Source organism: Pseudomonas sp. YH-1 (assembly GCF_051990045.1).
GTDB classification, from domain to species: domain Bacteria; phylum Pseudomonadota; class Gammaproteobacteria; order Pseudomonadales; family Pseudomonadaceae; genus Pseudomonas; species Pseudomonas nicosulfuronedens.
Genome location: NZ_CP178184.1, coordinates 5,388,109 through 5,407,734, shown reverse-complemented (window position 1 = coordinate 5,407,734; position 19,626 = coordinate 5,388,109). Strand labels below are relative to the sequence as shown.

Annotated in this window: 20 protein-coding genes; 17 read left to right on the top strand and 3 right to left on the bottom strand. The window is 63.1% G+C overall.

The window, feature by feature from the left end; all coding sequences use genetic code 11:
• Nucleotides 1–117: 117 nt before the first annotated feature.
• Nucleotides 118–3,312 (bottom strand): ribonuclease E, encoded by a 3,195-nt coding sequence (rne, locus tag ACKI1H_RS24665; RefSeq protein WP_440466648.1) that lies wholly within the window; start codon nucleotides 3,310–3,312, stop codon nucleotides 118–120.
• A 590-nt stretch (nucleotides 3,313–3,902) separates the two neighbouring features.
• On the opposite strand from rne, the gene rluC reads away from it, so the two are divergent.
• From rluC to sppA, 3 genes are read left to right on the top strand one after another with little or no spacing between them, the layout of a single operon-like run.
• Nucleotides 3,903–4,859: a 23S rRNA pseudouridine(955/2504/2580) synthase RluC gene (gene rluC, locus ACKI1H_RS24660; RefSeq protein WP_138526023.1), complete on the top strand. Its 957-nt coding sequence runs from the start codon at nucleotides 3,903–3,905 to the stop codon at nucleotides 4,857–4,859.
• Entirely contained in the window at nucleotides 4,852–5,538 is a 687-nt protein-coding gene (locus ACKI1H_RS24655) for an HAD-IA family hydrolase (RefSeq protein ID WP_138526024.1), read from the top strand. Before rluC ends, ACKI1H_RS24655 begins: the two co-directional genes overlap by 8 nt.
• Nucleotides 5,538–6,533 carry a signal peptide peptidase SppA gene (gene sppA, locus ACKI1H_RS24650; RefSeq protein ID WP_138526025.1) on the top strand — a complete coding sequence of 332 codons (996 nt, stop codon included), beginning with the start codon at nucleotides 5,538–5,540 and terminating at the stop codon, nucleotides 6,531–6,533. The genes ACKI1H_RS24655 and sppA overlap by 1 nt, the downstream gene beginning before the upstream one ends.
• 71 nt (nucleotides 6,534–6,604) lie before the next feature.
• Here the strand turns inward: sppA and ACKI1H_RS24645 are convergent, their stop codons facing one another.
• Nucleotides 6,605–7,183 (bottom strand): Maf family protein, encoded by a 579-nt coding sequence (locus ACKI1H_RS24645; RefSeq protein WP_440466647.1) that lies wholly within the window; start codon nucleotides 7,181–7,183, stop codon nucleotides 6,605–6,607.
• Between the two features lie 112 nt (nucleotides 7,184–7,295).
• On the opposite strand from ACKI1H_RS24645, the gene ACKI1H_RS24640 reads away from it, so the two are divergent.
• The 13 genes from ACKI1H_RS24640 to ACKI1H_RS24580 all read left to right on the top strand — a co-directional run bounded on the left by ACKI1H_RS24640 (nucleotide 7,296) and on the right by ACKI1H_RS24580 (nucleotide 17,449).
• The gene (locus ACKI1H_RS24640; RefSeq protein WP_045211618.1) at nucleotides 7,296–7,826 is read left to right on the top strand and encodes a YceD family protein; all 531 of its coding nucleotides are present in this window, start codon (nucleotides 7,296–7,298) and stop codon (nucleotides 7,824–7,826) included.
• 13 nt (nucleotides 7,827–7,839) lie between these two features.
• On the top strand, nucleotides 7,840–8,022 hold the full coding sequence (gene rpmF / locus ACKI1H_RS24635; RefSeq protein ID WP_009621425.1) for a 50S ribosomal protein L32: 183 nt from the start codon (nucleotides 7,840–7,842) through the stop codon (nucleotides 8,020–8,022).
• A gap of 3 nt (nucleotides 8,023–8,025) precedes the next feature.
• Nucleotides 8,026–9,033 carry a phosphate acyltransferase PlsX gene (gene plsX / locus ACKI1H_RS24630; protein ID WP_440466646.1) on the top strand — a complete coding sequence of 336 codons (1,008 nt, stop codon included), beginning with the start codon at nucleotides 8,026–8,028 and terminating at the stop codon, nucleotides 9,031–9,033.
• Between the two features lie 104 nt (nucleotides 9,034–9,137).
• The gene (gene fabD / locus ACKI1H_RS24625; protein WP_138526028.1) at nucleotides 9,138–10,076 is read left to right on the top strand and encodes an ACP S-malonyltransferase; all 939 of its coding nucleotides are present in this window, start codon (nucleotides 9,138–9,140) and stop codon (nucleotides 10,074–10,076) included.
• A 14-nt stretch (nucleotides 10,077–10,090) separates the two neighbouring features.
• The gene (fabG, locus tag ACKI1H_RS24620) at nucleotides 10,091–10,834 is read left to right on the top strand and encodes a 3-oxoacyl-ACP reductase FabG (RefSeq protein WP_037014455.1); all 744 of its coding nucleotides are present in this window, start codon (nucleotides 10,091–10,093) and stop codon (nucleotides 10,832–10,834) included.
• Between the two features lie 192 nt (nucleotides 10,835–11,026).
• Nucleotides 11,027–11,263, top strand: coding sequence for an acyl carrier protein (gene acpP, locus ACKI1H_RS24615; RefSeq protein WP_015477931.1), 237 nt, complete (start codon nucleotides 11,027–11,029; stop codon nucleotides 11,261–11,263).
• A 118-nt stretch (nucleotides 11,264–11,381) separates the two neighbouring features.
• Nucleotides 11,382–12,626 carry a beta-ketoacyl-ACP synthase II gene (gene fabF / locus ACKI1H_RS24610; RefSeq protein WP_138526807.1) on the top strand — a complete coding sequence of 415 codons (1,245 nt, stop codon included), beginning with the start codon at nucleotides 11,382–11,384 and terminating at the stop codon, nucleotides 12,624–12,626.
• Nucleotides 12,626–13,441 (top strand): aminodeoxychorismate lyase, encoded by an 816-nt coding sequence (pabC, locus tag ACKI1H_RS24605; protein ID WP_440466645.1) that lies wholly within the window; start codon nucleotides 12,626–12,628, stop codon nucleotides 13,439–13,441. The genes fabF and pabC overlap by 1 nt, the downstream gene beginning before the upstream one ends.
• A 6-nt stretch (nucleotides 13,442–13,447) precedes the next feature.
• On the top strand, nucleotides 13,448–14,542 hold the full coding sequence (gene mltG, locus ACKI1H_RS24600; protein WP_440468905.1) for an endolytic transglycosylase MltG: 1,095 nt from the start codon (nucleotides 13,448–13,450) through the stop codon (nucleotides 14,540–14,542).
• Nucleotides 14,543–14,567: 25 nt separating this feature from the next.
• A complete protein-coding gene (gene tmk / locus ACKI1H_RS24595; RefSeq protein ID WP_440466644.1) occupies nucleotides 14,568–15,200 on the top strand; it encodes a dTMP kinase in 633 nt (210 codons plus the stop codon).
• Nucleotides 15,193–16,179, top strand: coding sequence for a DNA polymerase III subunit delta' (locus tag ACKI1H_RS24590; RefSeq protein ID WP_138526803.1), 987 nt, complete (start codon nucleotides 15,193–15,195; stop codon nucleotides 16,177–16,179). The genes tmk and ACKI1H_RS24590 overlap by 8 nt, the downstream gene beginning before the upstream one ends.
• A gap of 36 nt (nucleotides 16,180–16,215) precedes the next feature.
• Nucleotides 16,216–16,572, top strand: a complete 357-nt coding sequence (locus ACKI1H_RS24585) for a PilZ domain-containing protein (RefSeq protein WP_009621447.1) — start codon at nucleotides 16,216–16,218, stop codon at nucleotides 16,570–16,572.
• 100 nt (nucleotides 16,573–16,672) lie between these two features.
• A complete protein-coding gene (locus ACKI1H_RS24580; protein WP_440466643.1) occupies nucleotides 16,673–17,449 on the top strand; it encodes a TatD family hydrolase in 777 nt (258 codons plus the stop codon).
• A 283-nt stretch (nucleotides 17,450–17,732) separates the two neighbouring features.
• Here ACKI1H_RS24580 and ACKI1H_RS24575 read toward each other — a convergent pair whose 3' ends face one another.
• Nucleotides 17,733–18,863, bottom strand: a complete 1,131-nt coding sequence (locus ACKI1H_RS24575) for an aminotransferase class V-fold PLP-dependent enzyme (protein ID WP_440466642.1) — start codon at nucleotides 18,861–18,863, stop codon at nucleotides 17,733–17,735.
• 84 nt (nucleotides 18,864–18,947) lie between these two features.
• On the opposite strand from ACKI1H_RS24575, the gene ACKI1H_RS24570 reads away from it, so the two are divergent.
• On the top strand, nucleotides 18,948–19,586 hold the full coding sequence (locus ACKI1H_RS24570; protein WP_045211585.1) for a TetR/AcrR family transcriptional regulator: 639 nt from the start codon (nucleotides 18,948–18,950) through the stop codon (nucleotides 19,584–19,586).
• The last annotated feature ends 40 nt before the right edge of the window (nucleotides 19,587–19,626 follow it).

The following is a 19,626-nucleotide window of genomic DNA, read 5'->3' as shown; positions in this document are numbered from 1 at the left end:
TTACTGGTTAATTCTATTCGCGAGCAAGCTCGCTCCTACATGTGGTGCTGGCGTTGCGGTGTGCGGGCAATAAAAAAGGGGATGCAGATGCATCCCCTTTTTCAGGTCAGGAAGCTATCAGCTGTGGTGCTTTTCCACCACGGAGCCTTCTTCCTCGGACTTCACGGCTTCGACGCCTTCAGTCTGTTCGGCTGCCGGTTGCTCGGCGGCTTCAGCAGCTTCGTTCACAGCTTCGGCCTCGATGGCTTCGACAGTGACTTCAGCGGTCGGCTCAACCACGACTTCGGCTTCCACGGCAGCGGCTTCTTCAACCACGGCTTCGACGACCGGAGCCTGCTCCACCTGCGGAGCGGCAGCGGCAGCAGCGGCTGCTTCGCGGGCGGCGCGTTCCTGGCGACGACGCTCGCGCGGGTCGTTGGAGGCGCGGCCGGTGGCGTTGGCCGGAACAGCCGGAGCTTCTTCGGTCGCTGCCGGAGTGGTAGTCGGAGCTTCCTCGGCAACCACCGGGGTTTCAGTCTTGGGCTCTTCGAGCAGCTGGGCGACGGCTTCGATCACGGTTTCAGCGGCTGGAGCCGACGCCTCTTCCGCAACCACCGGCTCGGCGGCAGTCACTTCAGCGGTCTCGTTGGCAGTCTCTACCGGCTCGGCAGGTTGCTCGGCGGGTTTGGCCAGGAACTCGATGGTCTGCTCCAGAGCGCTTTCGGTGCGTACGGCTTCAACCACGCCGGATTCCAGCGGCTGGGGCGCGGCTTCAGCCTGAGCAGCAGGCTGATCCTGCTCGGCGGCAGCTTCAGCAACGGCTACAGCGGTAGCGGCGGCAGCGACCATGGCGGCAGGCGACGGAGTATCGGAGGCAGCCTGTTCGGCAGCGCCTTCAGCGCTCACTTCGCCTTCTGCGCCTTCAACGCCATCCACACCGGCTTCACGCTGGCGCTCGCGGCGGTTGCTGCGGCGACGCTGACCACGGGAGCGGCGACGCGGACGCTCGTCGTCCGAACCTTCGTCGTCCTGCTGGTCCAGCAGCTCTTCGTTCGGCAGCTCTTCAGCTTCCAGGGCAGCGGCATCGCGAGCCTGACGGTCTTCGCGCGGTTGGCGCTCTTCACGGGGCTGACGCTCGGCGCGCTCGCCACGCTCACCGCGGGGCTGACGCTCTTCGCGCGGTTGACGCTCGGTGCGCTCACCACGCTCTTCGCGGGGCTGACGCTCCTCGCGCGGCTGGCGCTCGGCGCGTTCTTCACGCGGCTGACGCTCTTCACGCGGTTGACGTTCGGCGCGCTCTTCACGCGGCTGGCGTTCTTCGCGTGGTTGACGCTCAGCACGCTCTTCGCGCGGCTGACGCTCCTCGCGGGGCTGACGCTCGGCGCGCTCTTCACGCGGCTGACGCTCTTCGCGGGCGGGACGTTCAGTACGCTCACCGCGCTCACCGCGCTCACCGCGCTCGTCGCGGCGGCCACGCTCTTTGCGCTCGTCATCACGACGACCACCATCGCGACCGTCACGGCGACGGTTCTGCTGGCGACCGTTGCGGCGCTCGCCCTGGCCTTCGCTACGCTCGGTGGCGGGCTTCTCGGCGACGACCGGGGTCGGCTCCGGCTTGCTGCCGGCGAACAGGCCTACCAGCGACTTCACCAGGCCCTGGAACAGGCTTGGCTCAGGCATGGGCTTGGTGGCTTCGGCGGCGACCGGTGCTTCGGCGGCAGCCTGCTGCGGGGCAGGGCTCTGCGGGGAAACGGTCTTCACCGCGGCTTCCTGGCGGACCAGGGTGCGGGTGGCGCTGACCGGCTGGACTTCCTCGTGCTCTTCCGGGGCCATCTCATAGCTGGCGTGGCCGGACAGCAGTTCGGGGTTGTCGTCACGCAGGCGCTGGACTTCGAAGTGCGGAGTTTCCAGGTGGTCGTCCGGCAGGATGAAGATGCGCGCGCGGGTGCGCAGTTCGATCTTGGTGATGGCGTTGCGCTTTTCGTTGAGCAGGAAGGCGGCTACCTGGAATGGCACGCGCGCACGAACTTCTGCGGTGCGGTCCTTCAGGGCTTCTTCTTCGATCAGGCGCAGGATGGCCAGCGACAGGGATTCGACGTCACGGATGATGCCTTGGCCGTTGCAGCGCGGGCAGACGATGCCGCTGGTCTCGCCGAGGGACGGACGCAGGCGCTGACGGGACATTTCCAGCAGACCGAAGCGCGAGATGCGGCCAACCTGTACGCGGGCACGGTCGGCTTCCAGGGCTTCGCGGACGCGTTCTTCCACGGCGCGCTGGTTCTTCGCCGGGGTCATGTCGATGAAGTCGATGACGATCAGGCCGCCGATATCACGCAGGCGCAGTTGGCGGGCGATTTCCTCGGCCGCTTCCAGGTTGGTCTGCAGGGCGGTTTCTTCGATGTCGCCGCCTTTGGTTGCGCGGGCCGAGTTGATGTCGATGGACACCAGGGCTTCGGTCGGATCGATGACGATGGAGCCGCCCGACGGCAGTTTCACTTCGCGCTGGAAGGCGGTTTCGATCTGGCTCTCGATCTGGAAGCGGTTGAACAGCGGAACGCTGTCCTGATACAGCTTCACTTTGCTCGCGTACTGCGGCATGACCTGCTGGATGAAGTTCAGGGCTTCTTCCTGGGCGTCGAGACTGTCGATCAGCACTTCGCCGATGTCCTGGCGCAGGTAGTCGCGGATGGCGCGGATGATGACGTTGCTTTCCTGGTAGATCAGGAACGGACCGCTGCGCTCGCCCGAGGCTTCCTTGATGGCGCCCCACAATTGCAGCAGGTAGTCCAGGTCCCATTGCAGCTCTTCGGAACTGCGGCCCAGGCCCGCGGTGCGGACGATCAGGCCCATGTCGCCGGGAACTGTCAGGCCGTTCAGGGCTTCGCGCAGTTCGTTGCGCTCTTCACCCTCGATGCGGCGGGAGATGCCACCGGCGCGCGGGTTGTTGGGCATGAGCACCAGGTAGCGGCCGGCGAGGCTGATGAAGGTGGTCAGGGCGGCGCCCTTGTTGCCACGTTCTTCTTTCTCGACCTGTACGATGACTTCCTGGCCTTCGCTCAGGACGTCCTTGATGTTGATGCGACCTTCAGGGTTCTTCTTGAAGTACTCGCGGGAGATTTCCTTGAGGGGGAGGAAGCCGTGGCGTTCGGCGCCGAAGTCGACGAATGCGGCCTCGAGGCTCGGCTCGATGCGGGTGATACGGCCTTTGTAGATGTTGGCCTTTTTCTGCTCGCGCGCGCCGGACTCGATGTCCAGGTCGAACAGGCGTTGGCCGTCTACCAGCGCTACACGCAACTCTTCGGGTTGAGTCGCGTTGATCAGCATTCTTTTCATGTAGTACCAATGGTTTCCGGGGCCACCGGAAACGGCGATCGGCACACACGACTCTCACGGTCGGTGCTAAGGCACGTACTCAGGAACGGCGGACCATTCCAGTGTCCAGCGGCAGCAGGATAAATCTGCTGTGCCGCGACTACGTTTCCTGCTTGTCGAGTAAGAACAAGCACTCATCAGGAGGAGGAATTAACTGTCAGATGCGGACGATAAGTGCGTCTACGTTCAGGGCATGCGTTCAAGGCATGAACGCAACGCAATCCGCCAGTTGTGCATCTCCACCCTGCACATTTCCCTAAGAGCCGGGTGCCACTCGCTGAATCCGGGAGCGGGGTTGGCTTTTATCACGGCGACCTTGGTTGCCGTGGTCATGTCTGAAGGCCTGGGTTTCGAGGCGCTGTCGGCGCGAGAATCGCTCGGGCCGTTGCAACGCTTCCGGGGACTGCCTCGTGTCCGTTCAATGTGTTTGCAGGCGGTTGGGGATGGCGATTACGCGATCATCCGCAGGCCTGGCCACTTTTGGCGGCCTCCCGAATATAGCAGCAATGATTAAGTGCTTCAATTGAATGAAAAATTGTTATTATATCCGCATGACAAATCCCGCCCCTCCGACTTCCGGCGTTCAGCTGCTTGAAGTCGCGCCGGAGTATGCCGGCCAACGAATCGACAATTTCCTCCGCACCCAGCTCAAGGGCGTGCCCAAGACGCTGATCTACCGCATCCTTCGCAAGGGTGAAGTGCGGGTCAACAAAGGCCGCATCAAGCCGGAGTACAAGCTGCAGGCCGGCGACGTGATACGTGTCCCGCCGCTGCGTCTGGCTGAGCGTGACGAACCGGTGCCGCTGGCCCAGGGTCTGCTGGAGCGCCTCGAGGCCGCCATTGTCTTCGAAGACAAGGCGCTGATCGTGGTGAACAAGCCTACCGGTATCGCCGTGCACGGCGGCAGTGGCCTGAATTACGGGGTCATCGAGGCCTTCCGTCAGCTGCGTCCGGAGTGCAAGGACCTGGAGCTGGTGCATCGCCTGGATCGCGACACTTCCGGTCTGCTGATGATCGCCAAGAAACGCAGCATGCTGCGTCACCTGCACGATGCCCTGCGCGGCGAGCGCATCGTGGACAAGCGTTACCACGCCCTGGTGCGCGGCAACTGGCCGGCAGCGAAGAAGCAGATCGCCGTGCCGCTGCTGAAGAACAATCTGCGCTCCGGTGAGCGCGTGGTGGAAGTGAATCCCGAAGGCAAGGAAGCGCTGACCGAGTTCAAGGTGCTGCGTCGCTTCGGCGATTTTGCCACCCTGGTCGAGGCGCGTCCGATCACCGGTCGTACCCATCAGATTCGTGTGCACGCCAAGCACGCTGGTCACTCCATTGCCGGCGACCCCAAGTACGGCGACGAAGATTTCTCCCGCGAAATCCGCGAGCTGGGCGGCAAGCGCCTGTTCCTGCACTCGGCCTACCTGCGCGTGCCGTTGCCCGATGGCGCTGTGCTGGAGTTGGAGGCGCCGGTGGACGAAATCTGGCAGCGCACCGTGGAGCGTCTGGATGCGTGAGTATTCCCTGCTGATCTTCGACTGGGATGGCACGTTGGTGGATTCCATTGGTCGCATTGTCGAGGCGATGCGGGTCGCGGCAGTCGGTTCCGGCCTTCCGGAACGCAGTGATGCGGCCATAAAAGGCATTATTGGCCTGGGTCTGCCGGAAGCTATCCAGACGCTGTATCCGGAGGTGGAGGAGGGCGAGCCGCTGGAGCGCTTCCGCCTCGACTACGGCAATCACTACCTGAGCCTGGAGGTACAGCCTTCGCCGCTGTTCCCGGGCGTGTCTGAGGCCATGGCTGAGTTTCGCGGGGCGGGCTACCAGTTGGCGGTCGCTACCGGCAAGAATCGCCGTGGTCTGGATCGCGTGCTGGCGGGGCAGGGCTGGACCGACTTCTTCGATATCACTCGCGCTGCCGACGAGTCAGCGAGCAAGCCGGATCCGCGCATGCTGCACGAGATTCTGGAACATTGTCGGGTCGGCGCTCGCGACGCGTTGATGGTGGGTGATTCACCTTTCGACCTGGAGATGGCTCGCCGCGCCGGTATGGATTCGGTGGCGGTGGGCTATGGTGCTCAGTCGCTGGAGGTCCTTCGGGAGTATGCTCCGGCACTGGAAGTGAATCATTTCAATGAATTGCGCGCCTGGCTCGCTGGGCGTTCGGTCAAACCGGTGCTCGAGGTAGGCAACTGATGTCGGATGAATGGAAGGCGGACGATAACAAGGCTGCACATACCGTGGCAGGTGACGAAAAGAGCTGGAAGTTGCTGGAGAAGGCCGTACTGGCTGGTGTTCAGGAACAGCGCCGGTCGCGTCGCTGGGGTATCTTCTTCAAGTTGCTGACCTTCGTTTATCTGTTCGGTGCGTTGGCGCTGTTCAGTCCTTTCAGTGGCTTGTCCAAGTCTGCGTCGCGCAGTGCCAGTCATACGGCGTTGATCGAAGTGAAGGGCATGATTGCCGACAACGAGCCGGCCAGTGCCGACAACATCGTTGGTGCGCTGCGTTCCGCGTTCGAGGATGCGGGCACCAAGGGCATCGTCCTGCGTATCAACAGTCCGGGCGGCAGCCCGGTTCAGTCTGGTTATATCTACGATGAAATCAAGCGCCTGCGCGGTGAGCATCCGGATATCAAGGTCTACGCGGTTATCAGCGATCTGGGTGCCTCCGGTGCCTATTACATCGCCAGTGCCGCCGACGAAATCTATGCCGACAAGGCCAGTCTGGTTGGTTCCATTGGTGTGACGGCGGCGACTTTCGGCTTCGTCGGCACCATGGAGAAGCTGGGCGTGGATCGCCGCATCTATACCTCGGGCGAGCACAAGGCGTTCCTAGATCCGTTCCAGCCACAGAAGGCGGATGAAACGGCCTTCTGGCAGCAGGTGCTGGATACCACTCACAAGCAGTTCATCGACGTAGTGAAGAAGGGGCGCGGTGATCGCCTGAAAGACAAGGATCATCCGGAGCTGTTCTCCGGTCTGATCTGGTCTGGCGAGCAGGCGTTGCAGTTGGGGCTCATTGATGGTTTGGGTAGCTCCAGCTACGTCGCGCGCGAGGTCATCAAGGAGAAAGAAATCGTGGATTACACCGTCCAGGAAACGGCCTTCGACCGCTTTACCAAAAAGCTGGGCGCCAGCGTCGCCGAGCGCATGGCGATGTGGATGGGCTTTCAGGGTCCGGCCCTGCGCTGAATACGCTTCCTTATATAAGGAAGGAAAAAGGCCCGGCAAATGCCGGGCCTTCTTGTTTCAGGCTTTCTGTTTCAGGGGATGGGGACCTGTTCGGCCAGCAGCATGTCCACCAGGCGAATCAGCGGCAGGCCGACCAGGCTGGTGGCGTCTTCACCTTCGGTAGAGCGGAACAGGCTGACGCCCAGGCCTTCGGCCTTGAAGCTGCCGGCGCAGTCGAACGGTTGTTCGGCTTCCAGGTAGCGGCGAATGCGTGCGTCGTCGAGATTGCGGAAGTGCACGGTAAAACGCACGCAATCGATTTGAGCTTGACCGCTCTGGCTATTGAGCAGGCAGAGTCCGGTGAGGAAGCTGACGCTCTTGCCGCTGGCATCCTTCAGTTGTTCGGTTGCGCGCTCGAGGTTGTGCGGTTTGCCAAGAATCCGGCTGCTGTTAACCGCGGCCTGGTCCGAGCCGATGATCAGGTGGGTGGGATAGTGCTGGGCCAGTGCGCGAGCTTTGCTTTCCGCCAGCCGGCGCACCAGTTGTTCAGCGTTCTCGCCGGGCAGTGGGGTTTCGTCGATGTCTGGGCTGGCGCATTCGAACGGCAGTCGCAGTCGCTGCAATAATTCGCGGCGGTAGGGCGAGCTGGAAGCAAGGATCAGGGGTAGCATGGAGAATTCCTTCGGAGCGTCACCGCGATTCTAGCGAAAAGGGCTGTCCATACAGCGGTTTATGGCTAATTTCCTTTGACAGCTTCGGGTGCATCCCTATAATGGCGCGCTTATGTTGAATGGACCGATACCACCTCACGTTGATCCGCGCAAATTGGTAGAACGCGCCGCCACCCTCGAGGGTGTGCTGCCGATCGCCAAGATGGCACGTCTCAGCGAGCAACTGACCAGCAGTGATGGCGATGTTCACGCGAAGTTTTCCTTCTTCCGTGACCAGCAGAAACTGGCGGTCATGCACGTCGAGCTCAATGGCGAGGTGAGCATGGTATGCCAGCGCTGTCTCGAGCCGGCCAAATTCCATGTGGGTGGTGAGTACGATTACGTCATCATCCCGGAAGGCAAGTCGATCGATGATCTGCCCAGTGGCTACGATGCGCTGGAAGTGGGGGATGACCCCATCGACCTGACCTCGCTGGCTGAGGACGAGTTGCTGCTCGCCTTGCCCATCGTGCCGGTCCATGACCCTGAGGATTGCCAGCAGCCGGTGGGATACGCTACAGCGCCCGAACCGAGCGAGAACGTCGAAGAGCGGCCCAATCCGTTCAGCGTACTGGCGCAGTTGAAGCGTGACCCAAACGTTTAGGAGTTAATCAATCATGGCTGTTCAGCAGAACAAAAAATCCCGTTCCGCTCGTGACATGCGTCGTTCGCACGATGCCCTGGACGCGAACGCTCTGTCCGTGGAAAAGAGCACCGGTGAAGTTCACCTGCGCCACCACGTCTCCCCGGACGGTTTCTATCGCGGCCGCAAGGTCGTAGACAAAGGCTCTGACGAGTAATCTTTGTCCGCACCAATCATCGCGATTGATGCAATGGGTGGGGACTACGGTCCCCACTGCATTGTTCCGGCCTGCATTTCCTTTCTGGCCGAATATGCTTTCCTCCAGCTGGTCCTTGTCGGCCAAGCTCCTCTGATAGAAGAACACCTGCGCGGCCTTTCTCCGGTCGAGCGTCAGCGTCTTCATGTCCACCACGCCAGCGAAATCGTCACGATGGACGAGCGTCCGTCCCAGGCGTTGCGTGGCAAGCCCGATTCCTCCATGCGTGTTGCCCTCGAGCTGGTTCGGGATGGCAAGGCTCATGCCTGCGTCAGTGCCGGCAATACTGGTGCGCTGATGGCGCTCTCCCGTTACCTGCTCAAGACGTTGCCCGGTATCGACCGACCAGCGATGGTGACGGCCGTGCCGACGCAAACCGGCCACTGCCATCTGCTCGACCTGGGCGCCAATGTCGACTGCAGCGCCGAGCATCTCTATCAATTTGCCGTCATGGGTGCCGTGGCCGCAGAGGCGCTGGGCAAGAGTAATCCTCGGGTCGCGTTGCTGAATGTCGGTACCGAAGACATCAAGGGCAACCAGCAGGTGAAGCTGGCGGCCAGTCTCCTGCAGCAGGCGCGTGGCGTGAATTACATCGGCTACATCGAAGGCGATGGCCTGTATCGCGGGCTGGCGGATGTGGTGGTGTGCGACGGTTTCGTCGGTAACATCCTGCTCAAGTCCAGCGAGGGGTTGGCAGCGATGGTCGCGGCGCGTCTGGAAGAGTTGTTCAACTCCAGTCTGCCAGCGAAGGCGGTCGGACTGATGGCGATGCCATTCCTGCGCCGGCTGCGCGGCGATCTCACGCCTTCCCAGCACAATGGCGCGAGTTTCCTGGGTTTGCAGGGTATCGTGGTGAAGAGTCACGGCAGTGCGAAAGAGGAGGGCATCCAGAGCGCCCTGCGTCGCGCGCTGCTGGAAGTTCGCGAGAATCTGCCCCAGCGGCTGCATGGTCGTCTGGAACATCTGCTCTAATGTGTGACCGCGGTCGTCAGACCGTCATCCAACTGTCAGTTCAATGCGCCAGGCTCTCGCCGGCGTTATCCATTTGACGACACAGACAAAAGGGACCTGTTGCAATGTCCGCATCCCTCGCCTTCGTATTCCCCGGTCAAGGTTCGCAGTCGCTCGGCATGCTTGCCGAGATGGGCGCTCAACACGCCATCGTGCGCGATACCTTCGCTGAAGCCTCCAATGCCCTGGGTTATGACCTCTGGGCCCTGGTGCAGGACGGTCCGGAAGAGCGCCTGAACCAGACCGACAAGACCCAGCCCGCCATTCTCACTGTCTCCATCGCCCTGTGGCGCCTGTGGCAGGCCGAAGGTGGTGTGCAGCCGGCTTACGTCGCCGGCCACAGCCTGGGTGAGTACTCCGCGCTGGTTGCCGCCGGCAGCCTGGCTTTCGCCGATGCGGTGAAGCTGGTCGAGCGCCGTGGCCAATTGATGCAGGAGGCTGTTCCTGCCGGCACTGGTGGTATGGCCGCCATTCTCGGTCTCGAAGATGCTGACGTGCTTGCCGCCTGCGCCGAGGCGGCCCAGGGTGAAGTGGTCAGTGCCGTGAACTTCAATGCGCCCGGTCAAGTGGTGATCGCTGGTGCGGCCAAGGCCGTCGAGCGTGCCATCGAGGCGTGCAAGGCCCGTGGCGCCAAGCGTGCCGTCGCGCTGCCGGTCAGCGTACCTTCGCACTGCGAGCTGATGCGTCCGGCTGCCGAGCGTTTCGCCGAGGCTGTCGAAGCCGTTCAGTGGCAGATGCCGCAGATCGCCCTGGTACAGAACGTTACCGCCCAAGTCCCGGCTGATCTGGCCGCGCTCAAGCGCGACCTGCTGGCGCAGCTGTACAGTCCGGTCCGTTGGGTCGAGAGCGTGCAACTGTTGGCCGAGAAGGGCGTCACCGACCTGGTCGAGTGCGGCCCGGGCAAGGTACTGGCTGGTTTGAACAAGCGTTGCGCCAAGGGCGTGACCACCCACAACCTGGACTCCGCGGACGCCTTCGGCGCAGCCCGCGCGGCTCTGGCTTGAACAGGAGATAAGGCATGAGTCTGCAAGGTAAGGTTGCCCTGGTTACCGGCGCGAGCCGTGGTATTGGCCAGGCCATTGCGCTGGAACTGGGGCGCATGGGTGCCACAGTGGTCGGCACCGCCACCAGCGAGTCCGGCGCGCAGAAGATTTCCGAGTACCTCAAGGAAAACGGTATCCAGGGTTCGGGCATGGTGCTGGATGTATCCAATGACGAGTCCGTGACCGCCGTTGTCGAAGCCATCCAGAAGGAATCCGGAGCACCGGCTATCGTCGTCAATAACGCCGGTATCACCCGCGATAACCTGCTGATGCGCATGAAAGATGACGAGTGGTTCGATGTGGTCAACACCAACCTCAACAGCCTCTACCGTTTGTCGAAAGCCGTTCTGCGCGGCATGACCAAGGCTCGCTGGGGTCGCATCATCAATATCGGCTCCGTCGTCGGTGCCATGGGTAACGCCGGGCAGACCAACTACGCCGCTGCCAAGGCTGGCCTGGAAGGCTTCACCCGCGCCCTGGCGCGCGAAGTTGGGTCCCGTGCTATCACTGTCAACGCGGTTGCTCCGGGCTTCATCGACACCGACATGACTCGCGAACTGCCCGAGGCTCAGCGCGAGGCGCTGCTCGGCCAGATTCCGCTGGGTCGACTGGGACAAGCCGAAGAGATCGCCAAAGTGGTAGCATTCCTCGCTTCCGAGGGCGCAGCTTATGTAACGGGTGCCACGGTACCGGTGAATGGCGGAATGTACATGAGCTGATGTGACCAGTTCCTTCCTGGCGATGTCATATGCGCTGTCTAAAATTCTCCAAGCGTCGTCACGCTGGAATAGACAGAGCATCTGGGTTGCCGGGAAGGGGCGTCAGCGTTCAGCTTGAAATGCAGAAAACCCTTTCTATACACTTACCCGCAGCCCAGCTGTACGGATTGTCCATAGGAGTGAAAACAAGGTATGAGCACCATCGAAGAACGCGTCAAGAAGATCGTTGCTGAGCAACTCGGCGTTAAGGAAGAAGAAGTCACCAACAGCGCTTCCTTCGTTGAAGACCTGGGCGCCGACTCCCTTGACACCGTTGAGCTGGTGATGGCTCTGGAAGAGGAATTCGAGACCGAAATCCCCGACGAGCAAGCCGAAAAGATCACCACCGTTCAGGAAGCCATCGACTACATCGTTGCCCACCAGGCATAAGACGTAGTCGTCGGTTCCCCGACGAAAGAAGCCGCACGGCCTGCAAAGGCGTGCGGCTTTTCTTTAACGCCGGCATCAGCCGGCGTTATTGCCGTGAAACACATGAGAGGAAGTCACAGTGTCGCGTAGACGCGTAGTCATCACTGGCATGGGTATGTTGTCGCCCCTGGGTGTGGATGTGCCGAGCAGTTGGGAAGGCATTCTCGCCGGGCGCAGCGGTATCGCCCCGATCGAACACATGGACCTGTCCGCCTTTGCCACCCGTTTCGGCGGCTCGGTGAAAGGGTTCGACGTCGAGCAATACATGTCCGCCAAGGAAGCTCGCAAACTCGACCTGTTCATCCAGTACGGTCTGGCCGCCAGCTACCAGGCGGTGCGCGACTCCGGCCTGGAAGTCACCGACGCCAACCGGGAGCGCATCGGCGTTGCCATCGGTTCTGGCATCGGCGGTCTGACCAACATCGAAAACACCTGTCGTTCGCTGTTCGAGCAGGGCCCGCGGCGCATCTCGCCGTTCTTTGTGCCTGGCTCGGTCATCAACATGGTTTCCGGGTTCCTGTCGATCAACCTGGGTCTGCAGGGCCCCAATTACGCCATTACCACCGCCTGCACCACCGGCACCCACAACATCGGCATGGCCGCGCGCAACATCGCCTATGGCGACGCTGACGTGATGGTGGCCGGCGGGTCCGAAATGGCGGCCTGCGGTCTTGGCCTGGGCGGCTTTGGCGCCGCTCGCGCGCTGTCCACTCGCAACGATGAGCCGACCAAGGCCAGCCGCCCGTGGGATCAGGATCGCGACGGCTTCGTGCTCTCTGACGGCGCCGGCTCCTTGGTCCTGGAAGAGCTGGAGCACGCCAAGGCACGTGGCGCGCGCATCTACGCCGAAGTCGTCGGCTTCGGCATGAGCGGCGACGCCTTCCATATGACGGCTCCGCCCGAAGACGGCGCTGGTGCCGCGCGTTGCATGAAAGCTGCGCTGCGCGATGCCGGACTCAACCCCGAGCAGGTCGATTACATCAATGCCCACGGCACCTCGACGCCGGCAGGCGACATCGCGGAAATCGCCGCGGTGAAGTCGATCTTCGGCGATCACGCCTACCAGCTGTCGATGAGCTCCACCAAGTCCATGACCGGCCACCTGCTGGGCGCTGCCGGCGCGGTCGAGGCGATCTTCTGCGTGCTCGCGCTGCGCGATCAGGTCGCTCCGCCGACCATCAACCTGGACAACCCCAGCGAAGGCTGCGATCTCGACCTGGTCGCGCATCAGGCCAAGGAGCGTCCGATCGAGGTCGCCTTGTCCAACTCGTTCGGCTTCGGTGGTACCAACGGTTCCCTGGTGTTCCGCCGGTTCCGCGACTGATGCTGAGCTGGATCGACGGCCAGAGCGCCGAGGCCCTGTCTGCGCGTGATCGCGGGCTGGCCTACGGCGACGGGCTGTTCGAGACTATCCGCGTGTCTGCAGGCCGCCCGCGCCTGCTGGCACGCCATCGGGTGAGGCTGGAGGAGGGCGTTCGGCGCCTGTCCCTGCCGGTCAACCTGGAGCTCGTCGAAGACGAACTCCTGCGTTTCTCCGCCCTGCTCGGCGATGGTGTCGCCAAGCTGATGCTGACCCGTGGCGAAGGTGCGCGCGGCTATGCCCCGCAGGCCGATGCCCAGGTGCGTCGTCTGTTGCTGGGCTCGCCCGCGCCGGCCTACCCGGTGAAGAACGGCGAAGAGGGCGTCACGCTCTTCCCCTGCGCCACTCGCCTGGCTGAACAGCCACTGCTCGCCGGCCTCAAGCATCTCAATCGCCTGGAGCAGGTCCTGGCTCGCGCTGAGTGGAGCGACCCGGCTTTCGCCGAAGGATTGATGCGCGATGTTTCCGGACGGATTGTCGAGGGCGTGTTCAGCAACCTGTTCCTGGTGAGGCAGGGTGAGCTGATCACCGCTGAGCTGAGCCGCTGCGGCGTCGCTGGTGTGATGCGCGCCGAAATCCTCCAGCGCGCCCGCGACTTGGGTTTGCCGGTCATCGTCCGCGACATCGAGTACGGCGAACTGGCGCAGGCCGATGAGGTCTTTCTCTGCAACAGCCTCTACGGTATCTGGCCGGTGCGCGGCATGGCCAAGCACGCTTGGCCGGTCGGGCCGCTGACCCGTAAACTGCAGGGCCTACTCCGCGAACTTCTGGATTCCTGATACGTGATGCGCAAATTGCTGGTGCTGCTGGAAGGCGGCCTGCTGCTGGCCGGGCTCATGCTGGGCCTGGCGGCCTGGGAGCAGCACCGTGCGCTGCAGCAGCCGCTCCAGCTCACCGAAGAGCGTCTGCTCGATGCTCCCAGCGGCGCCACCCCTGGCCGCCTGCTGACCCGCCTGGAGGACGAAGACGTCCTGCATGGCGGCTTCTGGCTGCGCCTGTACTGGCGCTTCAATCTGGCCGGTGAAGCGCTTCACAGCGGCGAATACCGACTGACGCCGGGCATGACCGCCGCCCAGCTGCTCGATCTGTGGCGCGAAGGCGACGTGGTGCAGTACGGCCTGACGCTGGTCGAGGGTTGGAATTTCCACCAGGTGCGCGAGCTGCTCGCCCGCCAGCCCAAGCTGGAGCAGACCCTGAATGGCCTCAGTGATGCCGAGGTCATGGCGAAGCTGGGCAAGCCAGGCGTGTTCCCGGAGGGTCGTTTCTTCCCCGACACCTATCGTTTCGTCCGCGGCACCAAGGACGTCGATATCCTCAAGCACGCCTACCAGCGCATGGACAGCATCCTGGCCGAGGAGTGGGACAAGCGCGCACAGGAACTGCCCTACAAGGACTCCTACCAGGCGCTGATCATGGCTTCTCTGGTGGAAAAGGAAACCGGCGTGCCCCAGGAGCGCGGCCAGATCGCCGGCGTCTTCGTGCGTCGCCTGCAGAAGAACATGCTGCTGCAGACCGACCCGACCGTTATCTACGGCATGGGCGAGCGCTACGCCGGCAAGATCACTCGCGCCGATCTGCGTACGCCGACGCCCTACAACACCTACGTGGTCGCCGGCCTGCCGCCGACGCCCATCGCGCTGCCCGGCCGCGAGGCTATCCATGCCGCGCTCAATCCGGTGGCAGGGCAGAGCCTGTACTTCGTCGCCCGCGGCGACGGCAGCCATACCTTCTCCGACAACCTCGACGACCACAACAAGGCCGTCCAGGAGTTCCAGATCAAGCGTCGCGCCGACTACCGTTCCAGTCCGGCGCCCGTCCCGCTGCCGGCGCAGACGCCGGATGCAGATGCTCCCGCCGCAGATTCTCCTGCAGCGCAGTAGCCCGACAACACAAGGAGTGAGCCGAGTGACCGGCCTGTTCATCACCCTGGAAGGCCCCGAAGGTGCGGGCAAGAGCACCAACCGCGAGTACCTGGCGGAGCGCATGCGCGAGCGGGGCATCGAGGTCCAGCTGACCCGCGAGCCCGGCGGTACGCCGCTGGCCGAGCGTATCCGCGAACTGTTGCTGGACCCCAGCGATGAAAAGATGGCGGTGGATACCGAGCTGCTGCTGGTCTTCGCGGCCCGCGCTCAGCACATCGCCGAAGTGATCCGCCCGGCACTCGAGCGTGGCGCCGTGGTTCTCTGCGATCGCTTCACGGACGCCACCTACGCTTACCAGGGCGGGGGGCGAGGCCTGCCGGTAGAGCGCATCGCGCGATTGGAAAGCTTCGTCCAGGGCGGCCTGCGCCCGGATCTGACCCTGGTCTTCGACCTGCCGGTGGAAATCGGCCTGTCCCGCGCCGCTGCCCGTGGTCGTCTGGACCGCTTCGAGCAGGAAGGCCGTGGCTTCTTCGAGGCGGTGCGCAACACCTATCTGGATCGCGCTAACGCCGACCCGGCGCGCTATCACATCCTCGATGCCGCGCAGTCGCTGGCCGAGGTGCAGCGCGACCTCGACAAGCTGCTGCCGGCCTTGCTGGAGCGCCTCAATGGCTGACATCTACCCCTGGCAGCAGGGCATCTGGCAGCAGCTCAGCAGCCGCTCGCAGCATGCTCATGCCTATCTGTTGCACGGTCCGGCCGGTATCGGCAAGCGCGCGCTGGCCGAGAACCTGGTGCACCTACTGCTCTGCCAGCGCCCCGAGGGCGGCAAGGCGTGTGGTCAGTGCAAGGCCTGCCAACTGCTTGCCGCCGGCACGCACCCGGACTATTTCCTGCTGGAACCAGAAGAGCCGGAGAAACCGATCCGTGTCGATCAGGTCCGTGAGCTGGTGGGCTTCGTGGTGCAGACCGCGCAATTGGGCGGGCGCAAGGTGCTGCTGCTGGAGCCGGCTGAGGCGATGAACCTCAATGCCGCCAACGCGCTGCTGAAAAGCCTGGAAGAGCCCTCCGGCGATACCGTGCTGCTGCTGATCAGTCACCAGCCCAGCCGGCTGCTGCCGACCATCAAGAGCCGCTGCGTGCAGCAGGCCTGTCCGCAGCCTACCGCCGCGCAGGCCCGTACCTGGCTGGCGGGCTCCCTGCCGGATGAGTCGGTGGAGGCGTTGGACGAGTTGCTGGTGCTGTCCGGTGGTTCACCGCTGACTGCGTTGCGCCTGCAGGGCCAAGGTGTGCGCGAGCAGCGCGCGCAGGTGGTGGAGGGCGTGAAAAAACTGCTCAAGCAGCAGGTTGCCCCAGGTCAGCTGGCCGAAAGCTGGAATGCTGTACCTTTGCCATTACTGTTCGACTGGTTCTGCGACTGGGCGCTGCTGATCCTGCGCTACCAACTGGCCCGCGATGAAGAGGGCCTGGGGCTCACCGACATGCGCAAGGTCGTGCAGTATCTCGCCGAGAAATCGACACAGCCCAAGGTGCTGGCGATGCAGGACTGGTTGCTGTTGCAACGGCAGAAAGTCCTCAATAAAGCCAACCTCAACCGTGCCTTGCTTCTCGAAGCCTTGCTCGTACAGTGGGCAAGTCTGCCCGGGCCGGGCTAGAATCCGGCCATCGGAAAAATCTGCCAGGACAGCTGAATGAGCTTGCCACCAAATCTGGGTCCGCGTAACGGAATCCTGTCCCTGACCATCAAGGACAAATCCGTGCTGTATGCCGCCTACATGCCGTTCATCCGCAACGGCGGGCTGTTCATTCCGACCAACAAGACCTACAAGTTGGGCGACGAAGTCTTCATGCTGCTCAACCTGATGGACGAGCCGGAGAAGATCCCGGTCGCCGGCAAGGTGGTCTGGATCACGCCGAAAGGCGCCCAGGGCAACCGCGCCGCCGGTATCGGCGTGCAGTTCAACGATGGCGACAACACCGCGCGCAACAAGATCGAGACCTATCTCGCCGGCGCGCTGAAGTCGGACCGTCCGACCCATACCATGTAGCCCATACCTTGTAGCTCCTGCCATGCGAGAATGGCGGGCCATACAGGTTGCAAACACGAAGCGCCCCCAGGGGCGCTTCGTCATTTCCGGAGAATGTTTCATGCTGGTCGATTCCCACTGCCACCTCGATCGCCTCGATCTCGCCGCCCATGACGGGTCGCTGGATGCTGCGCTGGACGCCGCCCGTGCGCGCGGTGTCAGCCAGTTCCTGTGCATCGGCGTGAGTGCGGACAACGCCAAGGCGGTGAAGGACCTGGCTGATCGCTACGCCGACGTGCACTGTTCGGTGGGCGTCCACCCGCTGGACCTGGAGCCTGGTGCCGCGCCGGCTCTGGATTGGTTGCTGGGCGAGCTGAATCACCCGCGTGTGGTGGCGATCGGCGAGACCGGCCTGGACTATCACTACGAGCCCGAAGCCGCCGAGTTGCAGCAGGAAGCCTTCCGCCTGCACCTGGAGGCCGCCAAGGTCACCGGCAAGCCAGTCATCGTGCATACCCGCGAAGCCCGTGCCGACACCCTGGCGCTGCTGCGCGAGGCTGCGCTGCCACAGGCCGGTGTGTTGCACTGTTTCACCGAAGACTGGGAGATGGCCAGGGCGGCGCTGGATATCGGCTTCTACATCTCCCTCTCGGGCATCGTCACCTTCCGCAATGCCGAGCAATTGCGCGAAGTGGCTCGTCAGGTACCGGTGGATCGCCTGCTGGTGGAAACCGACTCACCCTATCTCGCCCCGGTGCCCCACCGCGGCAAGCCGAACCTGCCTGAGTACGTGCGCGAAGTTGCCGAATACCTGGCCGTGCTGCGCGGGGTGAGCTTCGAGACCCTGGCCGAGCAGACTACCGCCAACTTCCGCCGGCTGTTCCCGCTCGCTAGCTGATTGCCTTGATAGGGAATTGTCTTGGCGCGGATACATTTCCTGCGCGCAAAAAAAACCCGGGTTCTGGGGGATGAATCCGGGTCAAGACCATTAGGAGTGTAACAATAAGGTACGCGATCCTCGGTACCTTCACCGGCGGGGCACTTGGGGGGAGATGCCGCGCACCGGTATCTACAAGTATTGGTCAAGATGCGGCGGCTGCCACAGGGTGCCCGGTGTTTTTTAAACGGATTTGGAATACATCACACCGGGCTGAGCAGTTTTCTCGGTCGCGCCTGCCTTATTACCCTGCCAGAGCTCCGATCAGCCCCAGGGTTTCCTCGATGACCGCCTCGCTGGTGTAGAAGTGCGGCGAGAAGCGGATGCCGGCGCCACGCTGGATGCACACGACCTGTTCGGCACGCAGGCGCTCCAGCAGACGGGTGTTGTCCCAGCCGTCGAGGCTGAAGGTCAGGATGCCAGCCCGCCGTGCCGGATCCACCGGGCTGTGCAGTGATGCACCGCCGATGCGACCCAGCCCATCGTGCAATTGCTGGACGCGCGCCTGGACCAGTTCGCCCACGTTCGCCATGCTGACATCCTCCAGCAGGCTCAGGCTGGCCTCCAGCGCTACCGCGCCGAGCATGTTCGGGCTGCCGCATTCGAAGCGCCGCGCGCTGCGTGCCGGCTGCCAGTCGGCGAGGTCATAGTTGCCGGCATTCTCCAGCATGTGCCAGCCGTACTCCTGCAGTGCCAGTTGCTCGCGCTCGGCGGCGCGGCAATAGAACACCCCCAGACCTTCAGGGCCGAGCATCCACTTATGGCCGTCGGCCATGGCGAAGGCACAGTCATAGGCCTGGACGTCGAAGGGCAGGGCGCCCAGTTGCTGGATGGCATCGATGCAATACAGCACTCCGCGCTGGCGGCAGCCGGCGCCGAGGCGTTCCAGGTCCATGCGCAGGCCACTGGCGTACTGCACGGCGCTGATCGACAGCAGGCGCGTGCGCGGGGTGCAGGCCGCCAGCAGGTCGCCTTCCGGGTCATTGCCGTCGAGGCTGACCTGGATGACTTCCACGCCGCGCGGTTTCAGCGCTTCCCAGACGATGCGGTTGGAGGGGAATTCCTGGTCGCTGATCACCACCTGGTCACCGGCGCGCCAGTCGAGGCCGAAGGCAACGAACGACAGTGCCTCGGAGGTGTTCTTCACCAAGGCGATGTCGCCGGTGGTCTGGGCGTTCACCAGGCGCATCAGGCGTTCGCGCAGGCGTTTCTCGATGGTCAGCCATTGCGGGTAGTCGCGGGCGCCTTGCAGGATGTTCTCCTGGGCGAAGGCCGCGACGGCGTCAGCGGCACGCTTGGGCCAGGGCGCTACGGCCGCGTGGTTCAGGTAGCGCAGACCGGGATGGTGCGGGAATTCGGAAGAAAAGCTAATCATGTCGGATGATCCGTGCAATTTGGCGCTGAATAGGCATAATACGCGGCTTCGAATTTTGACTATTTTTGACCGAACAGTCTTTTTATGCAGAAAGAGCCGCGCAAGGTTCGCGAATTCCGTCGTCGCGAACAGGAAATCCTCGACACCGCCCTCAAGCTGTTCCTTGAGCAGGGCGAAGACAGTGTCACGGTCGAAATGATCGCCGATGCCGTGGGTATCGGCAAAGGCACCATCTACAAGCACTTCAAGTCCAAGGCGGAGATCTACCTGCGCCTGATGCTGGACTACGAGCGCGATCTGGCCGACCTGTTCCACTCCGAAGACGTCGCTCGCGACAAGGAGCGCCTGTCGCGCGCCTACTTCGAGTTCCGCATGCGTGATCCGCAGCGCTACCGCCTCTTCGACCGCCTGGAAGAAAAGGTGGTGAAGACCAGTCAGGTTCCGGAGATGGTCGAGGAGCTGCACAAGATCCGCGAATCCAACTTCGAGCGCCTGAGCCAGCTGATCAAGGAACGCATCGCGGCGGGCAAGCTGGAGGACGTGCCGGCCTACTTCCACTACTGCGCGGCCTGGGCCCTGGTGCATGGCGCCGTGGCGCTGTACCACTCGCCGTTCTGGCGTGAAGTGCTGGAGGATCAGGAAGGTTTCTTCCAGTTCCTCATGGACATTGGCGTGCGCATGGGCAACAAGCGCAAGCGCGACGGCGATACGCCGGCCGCCTGAGTCGCCATTCAGATGGCCCATCGTCGCAGTTGCGACAGGG

Excerpts from the sequence above, each read along its gene's own strand:
- rne (WP_440466648.1), bottom strand. The coding sequence starts at position 3,312 with ATGAAAAGAATGCTGATCAACGCGACTCAACCCGAAGAGTTGCGTGTA.
- rluC (WP_138526023.1), top strand. The coding sequence starts at position 3,903 with ATGACAAATCCCGCCCCTCCGACTTCCGGCGTTCAGCTGCTTGAAGTC.
- ACKI1H_RS24655 (WP_138526024.1), top strand. The coding sequence starts at position 4,852 with ATGCGTGAGTATTCCCTGCTGATCTTCGACTGGGATGGCACGTTGGTG.
- sppA (WP_138526025.1), top strand. The coding sequence starts at position 5,538 with ATGTCGGATGAATGGAAGGCGGACGATAACAAGGCTGCACATACCGTG.
- ACKI1H_RS24645 (WP_440466647.1), bottom strand. The coding sequence starts at position 7,183 with ATGCTACCCCTGATCCTTGCTTCCAGCTCGCCCTACCGCCGCGAATTA.
- ACKI1H_RS24640 (WP_045211618.1), top strand. The coding sequence starts at position 7,296 with ATGTTGAATGGACCGATACCACCTCACGTTGATCCGCGCAAATTGGTA.
- rpmF (WP_009621425.1), top strand. The coding sequence starts at position 7,840 with ATGGCTGTTCAGCAGAACAAAAAATCCCGTTCCGCTCGTGACATGCGT.
- fabD (WP_138526028.1), top strand. The coding sequence starts at position 9,138 with ATGTCCGCATCCCTCGCCTTCGTATTCCCCGGTCAAGGTTCGCAGTCG.
- fabG (WP_037014455.1), top strand. The coding sequence starts at position 10,091 with ATGAGTCTGCAAGGTAAGGTTGCCCTGGTTACCGGCGCGAGCCGTGGT.
- acpP (WP_015477931.1), top strand. The coding sequence starts at position 11,027 with ATGAGCACCATCGAAGAACGCGTCAAGAAGATCGTTGCTGAGCAACTC.
- pabC (WP_440466645.1), top strand. The coding sequence starts at position 12,626 with ATGCTGAGCTGGATCGACGGCCAGAGCGCCGAGGCCCTGTCTGCGCGT.
- mltG (WP_440468905.1), top strand. The coding sequence starts at position 13,448 with ATGCGCAAATTGCTGGTGCTGCTGGAAGGCGGCCTGCTGCTGGCCGGG.
- ACKI1H_RS24590 (WP_138526803.1), top strand. The coding sequence starts at position 15,193 with ATGGCTGACATCTACCCCTGGCAGCAGGGCATCTGGCAGCAGCTCAGC.
- ACKI1H_RS24585 (WP_009621447.1), top strand. The coding sequence starts at position 16,216 with ATGAGCTTGCCACCAAATCTGGGTCCGCGTAACGGAATCCTGTCCCTG.
- ACKI1H_RS24580 (WP_440466643.1), top strand. The coding sequence starts at position 16,673 with ATGCTGGTCGATTCCCACTGCCACCTCGATCGCCTCGATCTCGCCGCC.
- ACKI1H_RS24575 (WP_440466642.1), bottom strand. The coding sequence starts at position 18,863 with ATGATTAGCTTTTCTTCCGAATTCCCGCACCATCCCGGTCTGCGCTAC.
- ACKI1H_RS24570 (WP_045211585.1), top strand. The coding sequence starts at position 18,948 with ATGCAGAAAGAGCCGCGCAAGGTTCGCGAATTCCGTCGTCGCGAACAG.